Annotated in this window: 14 protein-coding genes; 5 read left to right on the plus strand and 9 right to left on the minus strand. The window is 41.1% G+C overall.

The annotated features are described in order from the left end of the window. Positions 1-196: 196 nt before the first annotated feature. The 4 genes from F6K63_RS01745 to F6K63_RS01760 form a co-directional block, all read right to left on the minus strand. On the minus strand, positions 197-664 hold the full coding sequence (locus F6K63_RS01745) for a hypothetical protein (RefSeq protein ID WP_287310520.1): 468 nt from the start codon (positions 662-664) through the stop codon (positions 197-199). A gap of 514 nt (positions 665-1,178) precedes the next feature. After that, entirely contained in the window at positions 1,179-1,715 is a 537-nt protein-coding gene (locus tag F6K63_RS01750; protein WP_287310522.1) for a DNA-binding protein, read from the minus strand. A gap of 87 nt (positions 1,716-1,802) precedes the next feature. Then, positions 1,803-2,618 carry an SDR family oxidoreductase gene (locus F6K63_RS01755; protein ID WP_287310524.1) on the minus strand — a complete coding sequence of 272 codons (816 nt, stop codon included), beginning with the start codon at positions 2,616-2,618 and terminating at the stop codon, positions 1,803-1,805. A gap of 279 nt (positions 2,619-2,897) precedes the next feature. After that, on the minus strand, positions 2,898-4,391 hold the full coding sequence (locus F6K63_RS01760; protein ID WP_287310526.1) for an FHA domain-containing protein: 1,494 nt from the start codon (positions 4,389-4,391) through the stop codon (positions 2,898-2,900). Positions 4,392-5,420: 1,029 nt separating this feature from the next. Here F6K63_RS01760 and F6K63_RS01765 point away from each other — a divergent pair. From F6K63_RS01765 to F6K63_RS01780, 4 genes are all read left to right on the plus strand, one after another. Then, complete coding sequence (locus F6K63_RS01765) at positions 5,421-6,233, plus strand: toxin-antitoxin system YwqK family antitoxin (RefSeq protein ID WP_287310528.1); 813 nt, start codon at positions 5,421-5,423, stop codon at positions 6,231-6,233. Between the two features lie 428 nt (positions 6,234-6,661). Next, positions 6,662-7,447: a toxin-antitoxin system YwqK family antitoxin gene (locus F6K63_RS01770; protein ID WP_287310530.1), complete on the plus strand. Its 786-nt coding sequence runs from the start codon at positions 6,662-6,664 to the stop codon at positions 7,445-7,447. Positions 7,448-7,834: 387 nt separating this feature from the next. After that, the gene (locus tag F6K63_RS01775) at positions 7,835-9,394 is read left to right on the plus strand and encodes a B12-binding domain-containing radical SAM protein (RefSeq protein ID WP_287310532.1); all 1,560 of its coding nucleotides are present in this window, start codon (positions 7,835-7,837) and stop codon (positions 9,392-9,394) included. A gap of 16 nt (positions 9,395-9,410) precedes the next feature. Beyond that, entirely contained in the window at positions 9,411-9,533 is a 123-nt protein-coding gene (locus tag F6K63_RS01780; RefSeq protein ID WP_287310533.1) for a hypothetical protein, read from the plus strand. A 20-nt stretch (positions 9,534-9,553) separates the two neighbouring features. Here the strand turns inward: F6K63_RS01780 and F6K63_RS01785 are convergent, their stop codons facing one another. After that, complete coding sequence (locus tag F6K63_RS01785) at positions 9,554-10,195, minus strand: ThiF family adenylyltransferase (RefSeq protein WP_287310535.1); 642 nt, start codon at positions 10,193-10,195, stop codon at positions 9,554-9,556. Between the two features lie 4 nt (positions 10,196-10,199). Further along, the gene (locus tag F6K63_RS01790; protein ID WP_287310537.1) at positions 10,200-11,045 is read right to left on the minus strand and encodes a hypothetical protein; all 846 of its coding nucleotides are present in this window, start codon (positions 11,043-11,045) and stop codon (positions 10,200-10,202) included. A gap of 108 nt (positions 11,046-11,153) precedes the next feature. Here F6K63_RS01790 and F6K63_RS01795 point away from each other — a divergent pair, with 108 nt between their 5' ends. Then, positions 11,154-11,450 carry an RRXRR domain-containing protein gene (locus F6K63_RS01795; RefSeq protein WP_287310538.1) on the plus strand — a complete coding sequence of 99 codons (297 nt, stop codon included), beginning with the start codon at positions 11,154-11,156 and terminating at the stop codon, positions 11,448-11,450. 193 nt (positions 11,451-11,643) lie between these two features. On the opposite strand, the gene F6K63_RS01800 is transcribed toward F6K63_RS01795, so the two are convergent. The 3 genes from F6K63_RS01800 to F6K63_RS01810 form a co-directional block, all read right to left on the minus strand. After that, a complete protein-coding gene (locus tag F6K63_RS01800) occupies positions 11,644-12,549 on the minus strand; it encodes an S-4TM family putative pore-forming effector (protein WP_287310540.1) in 906 nt (301 codons plus the stop codon). A gap of 2 nt (positions 12,550-12,551) precedes the next feature. Then, on the minus strand, positions 12,552-13,418 hold the full coding sequence (locus tag F6K63_RS01805) for an SMODS domain-containing nucleotidyltransferase (protein WP_287310542.1): 867 nt from the start codon (positions 13,416-13,418) through the stop codon (positions 12,552-12,554). 126 nt (positions 13,419-13,544) lie between these two features. Continuing rightward, on the minus strand, positions 13,545-13,715 hold the full coding sequence (locus F6K63_RS01810) for a hypothetical protein (protein ID WP_287310544.1): 171 nt from the start codon (positions 13,713-13,715) through the stop codon (positions 13,545-13,547). Positions 13,716-13,758 lie beyond the last annotated feature (43 nt).

Here is a 13,758-nt window from a genome sequence, read left to right on the forward strand (position 1 = left end):
AATTTTGGCTGTTTCATTAAAACTTTCAAGGGAGTAAGCAAAACTTATTCTAACTCTGAGGTCGAAAAATCTAATGAATTAAAAAGCTAAATTAATTTTAGATTGAACGAGAGATATTTAAGCTCTTGACTGGGATAATCTGCCCACAACTTAGGTTTGATATGATACACAGACAGTAGTGCGATCGCACGAACAATTATTCGCAGACGTACTCCTTATAAAGGGAATCGTATTTACAAGGAGAGTCAGAATCGCCATAGTAAATACTAGTCCAAAACGGACTGTCTTCTATGAAGAAATGGCAATCCCTCACGTCATAAAGCCTCAGATATTCAGGCTTGTTTGTTTCCACCATATTTTGGAGTTTAGAACAGCGAGCAGCTGTTTTAAGTTCAACAGATTTGAGTGCGTTCCGCTCTTTTTCTAAAGCAGAGTCACATTCTTTCACATCTTTACCCTGACTCACTTGACTGTAAAAACACTCAGCCAGACTTTTTTCAGTCGGACTTTTTTCAACCAGTGCTTGTGCTTCTTCAGTCAGACTTTCTTCAACCAGTGCTTGTGCTTGACCGGGGGCAACGCCCTCAGCGATGGCGATACCCAACAATAGCGTGCTAGAGACCATCAGGATTCCTGACAGCAGCAAGGAAAAAAGACGTTTCATCAAATACTTCCTTTTTTTTTATTAAGCCCATATGATTGTATCACAACCGTTTGTCTCAGTTGCAGCACAGGAAAACTTATGTGTATCTAGCGCTACGGTTATCCTAATTGGGTAAAACAATGACAGAATTGGTATCCAGTCAAACCACGATGGCAGGGTAAACGCATCTAATTTGGTATAAATGGTAACAGATAAAAATATCATTAACTCAATTTTTTTTTTAATCGAATAAATCCCATCCTAAAGCAGTTTTTTTATTCAAAGTCAACGAATTTTCCGCTGCCTTGGAACAAAAATCAAAGGAGGATTGGGTGCATCTCAGTTTTGAAAATTTTCCGTAGGGTGCGTTAGGGTGGCCTTCATTTTTCGCCTCGTAGTCAGGGTTTGGACAGTCCGCCCCGTAACGCACCACTGTGTCAAACAGCAAAAATGAGATGCACCCCTTGCGATCTTCCCCCAGAGTAGTGATGAATATCAGCGTCGCTGTAAATAGGATTATTTATCGATGATGTTTTTACAAAGATGAGATGCAGCCAATTGATTGAGAGGTTTCACTAGATGTATTACCCATCAATTCTTCTGCGGTAATTGGGGTTATTCTGAGAGTATCTAGAGGAACTAAAAACTCACCTTTTTGGAGCTTAATATCCAGGGCATCAAGGACAAACAAAAAATCTATAAGGCTCGCTGTTTGGTAGTCTTTAGCTTCATAGTCTATGATTTTTTCCTCGGTTAAACCAGCGATATCCGCCAGTTGTTTTTGGCTTAGATTAGCAGCTATACGAGCTTTGATAAGAAGTTGTGGTAGATTTTTCATATCATCAAGCTTCAGAACAATTGGAGTAAGATTGTCATGGTTGATGAGGGTTTCGTCTTCAGCAACTTCGGTTTTTAAAGCATTAAGATGACTTTGTAATGAATCGCGCTTAATCTTCCACCAACAATCATTTTTTTTGAGTTCTTCATCTTGAGCGTCATAAACAGATAAGTCAGATTCAAATTGACGAACTAATTCTTGGCTGTAGTCATACTGTCTTTGATTTTTAATCATGGTTCCCACCTCAATCCCTACGCAACTTTACATACCAAGCATTTCAGGTTGTTTCCTCGCCCCTTCAGGATAAACTCTCTATGATAACTAGATACCAAATTGCTCTTTAATACCTTGGATAAACATCTTATCATCCAATTCTTTTCGATTAGCTACCATCATCCTAGCATCTTCGCCAGCAGTATATCGCAATTTATCAGTGCCATCTGTCGCTGCTTCATAAATCACGTTAGCGACAACAATAGGCTCAGAAGCCTGATCAGGGAAAGATTCCATCGAATTGAACAGCTTACCAATTAATTCTTGATACTCAGTTAGGCTTTCATCGTTGCTCATATCAAGGGAGCGGCCAGCAAAATCAGTGTTGATAATGCCTGGCTCAATAATTTTCACTTTGCAGCCAATTGCTTCCATTTCAAAACTCAGACCTTCTGAAATCCCCTCAACAGCAAATTTAGTCCCGTTATATAATGAAAATAATGGAAAGGTCATTTTGCCACCAATCGATGAAATATTAATCAAAATACCATCTTTATTTTGTCGGAAATGGGGTAGGATTGCTTTGGTTACATCTAACAGCCCAATAACATTAACATCAAATTGTCTTGTTATCTTTTCCCTGGGGGTTGCTTCTAAAGGGCCAAAAGCACCATAACCAGCATTATTTACCAAAACATCAATTTTAGCGAACTTTTCAATACCTAGCTGAATGGCTTTTGTAATTGAATTTTGGTCTAAAACATCTAGTCTTGTCACCAATACATTATCAAGGGTGGTTAGTTCTGTTTCCTTTTCTGGACTTCTCATGGTTGCAACCACGTTCCAACCTTTTTCCTGGAACAATTTTGCAGTTGCTTTTCCAATACCGCTGCTTGCTCCTGTAATTAAAATTGTATTACTCATTTTGGATTCAAACTAATTTTTGTTATTTGACTATGACAATTCATGCTTGAATGTCGATTCAGTTTGATCCTATACTAACGAAGGGGGAAATTTCACTAGCAAGTTACGCCAAACTACATGCAACGTGCGCCAATCAAAAATTATTCACGTTATGTGACAAAAAGCGAAAAGATGACTGTTGTAAAAGACAGATAATGTATAAGGTACTCCCGACTCCCGACTCCCGACTCCCTAAAACCTAGGACGAAAGTACCTCACCGAATTGAGAACTGCTATAGCTCAAGCGCTAACTACCACTTGTCCGACAGGATGAGCCACACAAGTCAAAATCATGCCTTCCTTCCGTTCATCCTCTTCGAGAGCATCAGGTTCCTCGTCATACTCTACTTTCCCTTTTAGAAGCTTTTGCTTACAAGCACCACAGGCTCCCATGCGGCAACCGCTTGGTAATGCCACACCTTCTTGTTCCGCCACATCTAGGATCACATCCTCTGCATCACAGGTGACTTCTTTCCCAGACTTAGCAAAGACTACAGTTGGTTCTGAACAGGTTGACGGTGATTTCACTAACTGTAGTTTAGGACGACCTTCCGCTTTGACTGGTTCAGGAGTCGGTGCTGCTGCTGTCTTTTTTGAGGGCTTTTTGCCACCAAAACTCTCTTCATAGTAGTTCTCCATCGGGAAGTCTAGACCGGCTAGCATCTCTTTCACCCCTGCCATAAAGGGATTCGGACCACAGACATAAATAATGCGATCGCGAAAATCAGGAGCCATCTCTTCCAGCATGGCTTGATTAAGTCTTCCGATATAACCCCACCAAGCTTGGTCTAGTTCTGGACGAGTGGTGGTAATAGCAGGCTTAAAGTTGGGGTGCAAAGCCGCCATCAACTCTAATTTCTGACGGAAGATGATATCTTTTGGGCTACGAGCGCTGTGGACAAAAACCACATCCACATCAGCCCCAATGTCACAAAGCCACTCAGACATGGACATCATCGGAGTAATCCCGCTACCTGCTGAAATGAACAGCAGTTTATTAGCAGAATGGTCAGCACAGGTAAATTTCCCCATTGGGCCATTTAATCTGACCTCGGACCCGACTTTGATGTTGTCGTGCAACCAGTTAGACACCAAACCCGCAGGTACATCAGGAGCATCGGCTGGTGCTGGCACTCGCTTGACAGTAATTTCCAAAGTATAAGGACGTGAGGGGGCCGAAGAGATAGAGTAGGAACGCTTGACTGGTTTGCCATCAATCTCCAAATCCAGAGTGACAAACTGACCTGGCTTATAGCTGAACAACATTGGCGGGTCCGCCACAAAGCGAAAGGTCTTGACATCATGGGTCTGATCAATGATCTGCACACAGCGGACAGTAATCTTACCCTTAGTCCACCGCTTCATCCCAGTGCTATTGCCATCTACCACTAGGTTCTGTTCCTGGTTAGAATCATACTCCTGTAGTTCTTTGACCAGCAGGACAAAGTCACCGATGCGGATAATATCCTGTTCCCTCAGGAGCCAGTTCTGGTTAACATCCATGTCCTCATTATTGATCCGAGAGCCATCGGTGCTACCGAGGTCAGCAAAGTAATACTGTCCCCCTTGGCATAGGATTCTGGCATGTACACGACTAACTACAGGACTATCCAGAACTAGGTCACAACTCGGGTGACGACCAATAAGATACTCACCTTGAATCCCAGTTTTCCGTTTCAGGGTTTTTTCCTGTAACTCGTTGCTTTGAGAGTTGATAAGTATAGTTTTCAGCATGTTTCGTGTCACTCCAGATTACCGCAATAATCGGTCAATTGTGTCAATTACTCAGGACTTACCCATAAACTCTGCCGCTAGGGTGCGTTAATAACACACCATACTATATAAGTGCGTTTGCGTTTGTTACTCAATTTGGCATAAGTCCTGGTAATGAACTATGAGAGGATGATCTATGCTAACTTCACAATTGAATTAACACTTGATACCAGCATCATACCTAGTACCCTTGACCTCTCGCAAAAGTTCAGTGTTGGACACATGGCTATATACTTTTCAGCCTTTTGGTAATTTTTTATGCAATACCATTTTCTTACTCAGACACTAACCATTCAGTTATCAGCAGTGAGCTGTCAGTAAGGGCTCTCTTTAGTGGGCGACTTGCTACGCCCATGGGCTTTTCATGGCTGCTTGCTTCTGTTGCACTTATCATCAATCGCTGTTTGGGCAGCTTTTCAAGAAGCGCGTTAGCTGATAGCTGACGCGATGCTGATCTCAGATCTACTACGTAGATGCTCTGGATAATAATTTATTCTCAAGTTATTTTGGTATTAAACAATTTACTGGGAATTTTTAGGATTATAAAGTATTCATAAACTGTCTACACAAGCCACTTCATAAAACCTCATCAAACCTCATAAAAATTCATAAAACCTCATAAAAATTAATTCTTTAATCTGATTAAATTGGATTTTAGAGAACAGGGGACAGAGAATAGGGAAAAGCGATGCAGTCGCTTTTTAGATCAATTTTATGTTTACATATCAAATGAAAATGCGTTTTAGCAAGGCAAGAGGCAAAAGGGGACTGGGATCTATATTTTTTATTTGATTTCACTCGCTTATACAGTTTAAATTCACAACAGCTTAATAGCTCACGGCTGAATGCTTACCTTGGAATTGTGACCAAGATTATTTCAATGCTGAAACTTTTGATATCATCCAACGTCTCTAGTAGTCAGTGAGAAGCCAAGGAATTTGATAATCCTGGCTGTTCAGACTATTGATCTGTTAAGGAAGATTCATCTCCATGAAATATCCAATTCGAGTGTTATTATCACTCTTAACATTATGTACTATTGGCTTAGTAACCAATAACCTATCTGCACCGGTAGTTGCTTATGAGGAAAAACCCCAAGACCGCGCTACCTCTAAATCTAATCAATGTAGCGAGATTCGTGCTGTGCGTCGCTTGGCGATTCGCGAAAACTTAGATAGTGATAATCTAGCTACCCTAGAATATAAGTACTGTGGAAATAGTAACTTACCTTCATCAAGTATTGAGTCACTACTAAATTCTTCTCAAGCTTGCTTCGACCTGACCGTAATGGCAGAACTAGCCAGCATGACAGAAGAGGGAAGAAAGTTTGTGGGTACGATTGAAGGTTTAGGGCAAGTTACCTGCAAACGTCCTAGGCAAGGTCAGAGGTATTTGTTAGAGTGGCCAAATGGGGAAACAGCCAAATTGGGGTCAAATTGGTATTATCCCAATGGTCAGATTGCCAAATCGGCGTCGTTAAATTGGTATTATCCCAACGGTCAGGCTGTCAAATACAAGTCATCATATTGGAATTATTATCCCAATGGTCAGACTGCCAGATCGGGGTCAAATTGGTATACTCCTGAGGGTAGAAGTACTTCAGTGGATGATTTACTGAGCCAGGGTTGTAGTATAGTTGGCACCACAGAATGCGATCGCATCCTCACAGAAATCAACCGCTTTGACCAGAACAGCTCTGACGGGAAAAACTCTGAGGAGAACCGCAGAAGCACTTTATGGCGGAATTTGGCAATCGTAAAACTTTCTTGGGAGAGTTACCTGCAGACTAACCAGAGTAAGTAATTCAACTTCAGGGGCTAACAAGCAGCTTTGTTAGCTCGTAAGGGTGTGGAGCCAGAGCTTGGCACTGGGTTTGGGGTTTAGTGAATAATTGGAGCTGTATAGCACTACGCATTAAACTTAGGACATTGATAAAAGCTCAAAAGCTTTTGTAGTAAACTTTTCCCTCTTGCCTCTTACCTCTTGCCTTGCGCGTAGCGCTATAATTCAAACCCTAGACTAGATTTATTGAGAATTGCTATAAGTACCTAAACATAACTTTTGATAGCTAATAGCTGACAGCTGAATGCTTACTTTGCAATCCCGACCAATATTATTTTAATGCTGAAACTTTTAATATCATCCAACGTCTGTAGTAGTCAGTGAGAAGCCAAGGCATCTGATAATCCTGGCTGTTCAGACTATTGATCTGTTAAGGAAGATTCATCTCCATGAAATATCCGATTCGAGTGTTATTATCACTCTTAACCTTATGTACTATTGGCTTAGGGACTAATAACCTATCTGCACCGGTAGTCGCTTATGAGGAAAACCCCCAAGACCGGGCTACCTCTAAATCTAATCAATGTAGCGAGATTCGTGCTGTGCGTCGCTTGGCGATTCGCGAAAACTTAGATAGTGATAATCTAGCTACCCTAGAATATAAGTACTGTGGACATAGTAACTTACCTTCATCAAGTATTGAGTCACCACTAAATTCCTCTAAAGATTGCTTCGATCTGACCGTAATGGCAGAACTAGCCAGCATGACAGAAGAGGGAAAAAAGTTTGTGGGTACGATTGAAGGTTTACAGCAAGTTATCTGCAAACGTCCTAGGCAAGATCGGAGGTATTCGTTAGACTGGCCAAATGGGAAAAAAGCCAAATCGAGGTCAACTTGGTATTATCCCAACGGTCAGACTGCCAGGGGGTTAACTTGGTACTATCCCAACGGTCAGACTGCCGGGGGGTTAACTCGGTATTATCCCAACGGTCAGACTGCTAAACAGGGGTCACATGGGTGGTATACTCCTGAGGGTAAAAGTACTTCAGTGGATAGTTTACTGAGCCAGGCTTGTAGTATAGTTAGCACCACAGAATGCGATCGCATCCTCACAGAAATCAACCGCTTTGAGCGGAACCGCTCTCACTCGAGCTCCAGGAACTATTTCTGGTGGGAGTTGGCAATCGTAAAACTTTCTTGGCAGACTTACCAGCAGACTAACCAGAGTAAGTAAGTGAACCTCAGGGGGTAACAAGCAGCCTTTTTAGCTCCTAAGGATGTGGAACTCAAACTTGGCTCTGGGTTTGGGGTGTAGAGAATAATTGCAGCCGTCATTCAAACCTTAGACTAGATTTATTAACTTGAACTTAGCCTAGGCATTCGTTTATCATTACCTGTCATCATTTACTGATAATTTTTGTGCCAAGTTGGGAGCTTAATTGAACTGAACACCGGTTCGGCCAGTAAGCATTCAGTACGTAGCACAGGCTTCTAGCCTGTGACCTAACCCATAAGCTAATAGCTGATCGCTGATCGCTGATCGCTGATCGCTGATCGCAATCTTAATTAGGATGTAAGATCGCTATAGGCTATATGGCCACGTGTGTGAGGATTTCTCTAAATGCGAGTTTTATTGCTGTATCCGCTATTTCCGAAAACGTTTTGGTCTTATGACAAAATCCTTGAATTAGTTAATCGCAAAGTTTTATTGCCACCCTTAGGTCTAATTACTGTTGCTGCATTATTACCTCAAGAGTGGGAATTTAAACTTGTTGACCGTAATATCCGAGACGTAACCGAAGCAGAATTTGAATGGGCAGACCTGGTGATAATCTCAGCGATGATTGTCCAAAAAACCGATGCCCTAAACCAAATTAAAGAAGCCAAACGACGTGGTAAATTAGTGGCATTTGGGGGACCTTATCCTACATCTTTACCGGAAGAAGCAAAAAAGGCAGGGGTGGATTTTCTAATCCTAGATGAAGGAGAAATCACCCTACCGATGTTTGTAGAAGCTTTACAGCGAGGGGAAACTAGTGGAACCTTTCGCACTACAGAAAAACCCGATGTCACTCAAACCCCGATTCCCCGCTATGATTTGTTAGAGCTTGATGCCTATGATTCAATGTCAGTGCAGTTTTCGCGCGGATGTCCTTTTCAGTGCGAGTTCTGTGACATCATTGTTCTCTATGGCCGCAAACCGAGAACAAAGGAACCAGCCCAGCTTCTCAAGGAATTGGATTATCTGTATGAATTAGGCTGGCGGCGTGGTATCTTTATGGTGGATGACAATTTTATTGGGAATAAGCGTAACGTTAAGCTACTTCTGAAAGAGCTAAAAGTATGGCAGAAGGAGCATCAGTATCCCTTTCGATTTAATACTGAGGCATCTGTAGACCTAGCTGCGGATTCAGAATTGATGGAATTGATGGTGGAGTCTAACTTTGATGCTGTATTTTTAGGAATTGAAACACCGGACGAAGAAAGCCTTAAACTAACCAAAAAATTCCAAAACACTCGCAGCTCTCTAACGGATGATGTAGATAAAATAATCCGTGCGGGATTGCGACCAATGGCAGGGTTTATTATTGGTTTTGATGGAGAGAAACAAGGAGCCGGTTCCCGTATTATTAGTTTTGTTGAACAGGCTGGTATCCCTACAGCCATGTTTGGTATGTTACAAGCGTTACCTAATACTGCTCTATGGAATCGCTTAGAAAAAGAAGGACGTTTGCGAGATAACACTAAAAAAGATATCAATCAAACTACCCTAATGAACTTTGTTCCTACTCGTCCCATTGAGGAGATTGCTCAAGAATATATCGAAGCATTCTGGACGCTATACGAACCTGAACGCTATATAGACCGTGCCTATAAATGTTTTTTAAAGCTTGGCCCCCCTAAATGCAAAGCTCCATTCAAAATCCCAGAGTTGGTAGATTTGAAAGCTCTGGCGACTGTAATTTGGCGTCAAGGGTTTAAGCGCAGTACTCGCTGGAAATTCTGGCATCATTTATTTGGTATTTTCAGGCATAATCCAGCTGTATGGGAGCATTACCTTACTCTATGCGCTCACAACGAACACTTTCTCGAATATCGTCAAATTGTCCGGGATGAAATTGGAAGACAGTTAGTTGATACTAATCCTAAGTTGATGGATAAAGAGTTAATAGAGATATAGCAATTATTAGCAACGTTTGGGGGACTTAAGGCAAAAGGCAAGAGGCAAGAGGCAAGAGGCAATAGCAAAGAGGGTTTTAAGCGATGCAGTGCTAAAACCCTCTCCCTCTACTCCCGACTCCCGACTCCCGACTCCCTAAGACGAAAATCCATCACCCAATTAGCTGCGATCTATGGCCTTGATAGTTAAATCTCTCAAGGTGAAGGTGAAATCCAGTTGTTTAGTTGTGCTAATAAATTCAATGATGACTTCAGTAGCAAGTGCTGTAGTCATCAGTACTAAATTACGAGCTAATGGATAATCACAAACATCATCATTAACTGGGGAAGGGACTCGATAATTTTCATTCCAAATTATCTCACTGTAGTCTTCTGCTAACCCAACATGAAGACAAGGTATTTGGGAACTATTACAGTAATCTTTTACGGCTTGACGAGCGACACTGTTATCAAAGGTGTCAATGACTAAAGTAGAATTATTCAGTAATTGTTTGGTATTGGCTGTGGTTAATTCCTTGACCTTAGCCTCTAATTTTACCCCAACCACTTGGTAGAGGGAATGAGCCAGGATTTTGGCTTTATGGGCACCAATATCAGAGCGGTAGTAGGGTTGGGTAGAAAGATTGCGCTCTTCAATGCGATCGCAATCAATCACCTTTAGCTTTCCAAAGCCTGAACGAGCTAAATTTTCGGTAATATTGGCTCCAAGTGCTCCCGCACCACACACGGTCACGGGGTAGTCACGTAACTTGGCCATGACTTGGGAGGTACGGTAGAGTTGTTCGTGGAAAAAAATTGACATCATCCTAATCCCAATATCGTCCCTCAATCACCCCAACCAAGGACTGTAAATCAAAATCGCGATCGCGTCCACTCAGACAAATCCCGGAACTGATTACAGTCAGATCCTGTTTAGATATGGCTGATGTGTGGTGTTCACCGTTAGCAGTGGTCCATTGCACCTGCCAGAATTCTCCCCGGTCATGGAACTGTTGCAGTGCTCCCCCACCCATTTGCAAAGCTTGCTCCAGCCGTTTGTGATCGTGTTGATGCTGCCTTTTATCTTTAAACTCTTTAGTCTGTTGTCTTACCAAGTCATAAACTATTCTCATTTCTGGTGTCAGCCCCTTTAAATCCAGTTCTTCAGGTGGTGTTACTTGCTTTAACTGCTCTGTGAGTTGTTCTGCTAGTAACGGATCTCCCTTACGGTCAAGCTGCTGAAACCACCAAGTCTTACCATCTCCACGAGCCACCACTTGTTCAAAAGCTACCCCGCCCTCGACCAGATGTACAGGGATAGGTTTAACCGTGCCAAAGCGCTGACGAGCATCGGATTCATTTACCGGATACCCTAGCCAGGTCTTTCCCGACAATTGATAAGCTAGTCGTAAACGCAACGGTTGGAGCAGTTGCCAATACTCCTCAAGTTGAAACACATCTGGCTCTTCCACAACACTTGCTACTTTATCGCTGACTGGCTGAAAAATACCCCATCCTTCAAACTTACGAGGCTTAGGGGAAAAGGTATAAATCATTCCAGCTACACGAGTTCTTACCCGTCCCCCACGTACACAGGGAGCGAGGAATTGATTATCACTCAGTTGCGCTTCCTTTGCAGCAATTTGATTGATAAGGTCGAGGATATTTGCCATGATCCTGCTCTATTCTATAAATATTGTCTTGATGCAATAGCGAGTAGACATCTCCAGAAAATCGGTTTTGACCCAGGCAGTGCAAGGGTTTGAGGTTAATTTTTGGAGATGTCTAGTGAGGGAAACCCCCTTTGGCCGACTGCATCGCAATGTGCAAGTTGCCATAGCCAAAGCGTTCGTCACTTAGAAAGAACTCCGTATGTATTTGTTATTGACACAAATAAACAACCATTGAATCCTATCTCACCAAAAAAAGCTCGCCGGTTACTAGATAAAGGTAAGGCTGCGGTTTTCAGAATTTCCCCGTTCACGATCATCTTGAAAACTGCGGTTAATAATTCCACCATCTCACCCTGCCAAATCAAGATTGATCCTGGCAGCAAGGTGACTGGATTTGGCTTATAGCAACCCTAAATGATTTGTGACAAGTGAGCGGCTTGAAATCCAGGTATAACAAGGATCACGTTTCGTAAAATTACCACAACCTATTTATGATTGCTATAGTTCGACACTTTACCTTGTATTCCATGTATAAAAAATCTTATTGGTAATTGGAAAACATCCAGCAGGTAAAATACTACCACATCCGATTGAAAAGTTAAGGATTTCTCATAACTTCATCAATTAAATCTTCAGCACCCCTATTCATTTGCTCCTCATTTTTACTTCTAATACGATTGTATATCCAGTCGAAAATTAATGGATTATGACGGCGATTCTCGTAAATTTTGGTTTGTAAGTAGCAGGACTTTTGTGCGAGTTCTTGTGGTGTTAATTTTTTTTTAATAGTTTGTTCCCAGAGTTCTTCAGCACATTCTTTTAAACGATCTAATCTAGATGCAGCTTTAATATTATTAAGGTACTGTGTTATTCCTAGTTTCAAAACAGGTGATAGAGGGAATACTACTGCTAACAAAAATTTTTCCAAGGTTAACCCACCAATCAAGCTTATTAAAAATAAAACTGTTGTTAATACAGTAACTCCGATTCCTATCAAGCGGGCATAGCGGCGACGAAGTTGGGCATCCCACCAGCAATTAGAACGCTGACAAATTATACGACCTAACTCTATTGATAATTGACCAACACTTACTGGATACCAATTCTTGAGTTTGGAAAAGTCGGGGTCTATAAGCTTATGTCTTGAAGATGCTTCTATAATAGATTCTGGTTCCGTTCGGCTTTCATAATTAAGATAATTTTCATTGATTTTAAGCACATCACAATCAAATAATTGCTGTATTTTAGCTGCTTTTTCTTGGAGAGACTTCTGCCAAGAATCAAAACATATAATACTGATTATAGTAATAGCAATACCCCAAAAAGCAGCATAAACTTTCAAGTTAGGAACGACCGCTACCAAGATAGAAAAAATAAGGGCAAATGGAACAGCTAAAACCATCTGAATCCCTTGAATTTTTTTAGCATCTGAGTAAAATTGTCGCTGTGCAGCTAGACGTTCTAACTGCTTTAGTTTCGATTGCTCTTGGGGTATTTGATTCATTTTTAATAGTTCGTAAACTTGTTGTTGTAGACTAAATTCCACCAATCAAAAGCTTCTTTTATATCACCTTTGCTTTTTGCTTTAAGTGCCTTTTCAGAGCGGCTTAGAGCAGTAGACAGTTTAGATAAGGCATCATTTAACTTAGCTTTTGTCGAGCAGGGGCTAACATACCCAGAAATTCCCATGGGGTCTTGCATTTTTGCTAATCTAACGTTGTGCAAGTGTGAAAAAACTCGTGTTACATCTATGTCATAAACGATAGTCTTTATTCCTTGAGCATACTTGGCTATACGTAATTCCAAATAGAAAGAAGAAATTGGTACGTTTTGATAGTATTTCCAAGCTTTGATGAAACGAATCAGAGACTTGAGTTTACCCTTAAATTTTTGATCTACTTCTCGCACATAAGCATTGTGAGTTTCTGGACTGGAAAGCATCCATCCGTCAATACAATCAGGAATTTTATAGGTTGGATAAGTGCTATTTTTTCCGCTAAATATTGCTGATGTTATTTCTGTAGATTCTTTTGCATCACTGCCAAAAGGACATACAACAGCAGGACAGTCTACATGAACATTTGTTCTGGGAAATCTTCTATTTAGTACTTCTCTTACTTGATTCAAAGCCCTTGAAGAATTAGAATTTAGTTTGCCATCAGAAATATATGCAAAGTAATCTACATCGCTATATCCAGAAATGCTTGTCCCATTGCCAAATGAACCTGTACGAAAAAACCCATCCAATCGAAAATTTGCTTTTAGACAAGCTTCAATTGAGGCTCTATGATTTTTTGCTGCTTGAGATTCATAAGGTGATGGAGTTAATTTTGAAAGAAAATTTCTAAATCCTTCATCAATTGTTCTTGGCACTATTACCTCTACTCCTTTAGTACAATAGTATAGCAATCCTAAATAGGTTGTGGTAATTTTACGAAACGTGATCCTTGTTATACCTGAGTTTAAAGCCACTCACTTGTCACAAATCATTTAGGGTTGCTATAGTGGTTTTACTTCTGCTGTATCTTGATAACGACGAATTAATCTTTTAACGAAAGACAAGCTAACTTGAAAGCGTTTTGCTAGTTGTCTTTGTGAACATTCTTTGGCCTCATAGGCATTGATGATCGGGAGCAGGTCAAAGTTGGAGAACAGATCAACTATGACCATCAGAGCAAGCTAAAACCCATCACAGGGCTATAGAGTTAGTACA

The sequence above is a fragment of the Moorena sp. SIO1G6 genome, from assembly GCF_010672795.1.
Classification (GTDB): domain Bacteria; phylum Cyanobacteriota; class Cyanobacteriia; order Cyanobacteriales; family Coleofasciculaceae; genus Moorena; species Moorena producens.

Excerpts from the sequence above, each read along its gene's own strand:
- F6K63_RS01745 (WP_287310520.1), bottom strand. The coding sequence starts at position 664 with ATGAAACGTCTTTTTTCCTTGCTGCTGTCAGGAATCCTGATGGTCTCT.
- F6K63_RS01750 (WP_287310522.1), bottom strand. The coding sequence starts at position 1,715 with ATGATTAAAAATCAAAGACAGTATGACTACAGCCAAGAATTAGTTCGT.
- F6K63_RS01755 (WP_287310524.1), bottom strand. The coding sequence starts at position 2,618 with ATGAGTAATACAATTTTAATTACAGGAGCAAGCAGCGGTATTGGAAAA.
- F6K63_RS01760 (WP_287310526.1), bottom strand. The coding sequence starts at position 4,391 with ATGCTGAAAACTATACTTATCAACTCTCAAAGCAACGAGTTACAGGAA.
- F6K63_RS01765 (WP_287310528.1), top strand. The coding sequence starts at position 5,421 with ATGAAATATCCAATTCGAGTGTTATTATCACTCTTAACATTATGTACT.
- F6K63_RS01770 (WP_287310530.1), top strand. The coding sequence starts at position 6,662 with ATGAAATATCCGATTCGAGTGTTATTATCACTCTTAACCTTATGTACT.
- F6K63_RS01775 (WP_287310532.1), top strand. The coding sequence starts at position 7,835 with ATGCGAGTTTTATTGCTGTATCCGCTATTTCCGAAAACGTTTTGGTCT.
- F6K63_RS01785 (WP_287310535.1), bottom strand. The coding sequence starts at position 10,195 with ATGTCAATTTTTTTCCACGAACAACTCTACCGTACCTCCCAAGTCATG.
- F6K63_RS01790 (WP_287310537.1), bottom strand. The coding sequence starts at position 11,045 with ATGGCAAATATCCTCGACCTTATCAATCAAATTGCTGCAAAGGAAGCG.
- F6K63_RS01795 (WP_287310538.1), top strand. The coding sequence starts at position 11,154 with ATGTCTAGTGAGGGAAACCCCCTTTGGCCGACTGCATCGCAATGTGCA.
- F6K63_RS01800 (WP_287310540.1), bottom strand. The coding sequence starts at position 12,549 with ATGAATCAAATACCCCAAGAGCAATCGAAACTAAAGCAGTTAGAACGT.
- F6K63_RS01810 (WP_287310544.1), bottom strand. The coding sequence starts at position 13,715 with ATGGTCATAGTTGATCTGTTCTCCAACTTTGACCTGCTCCCGATCATC.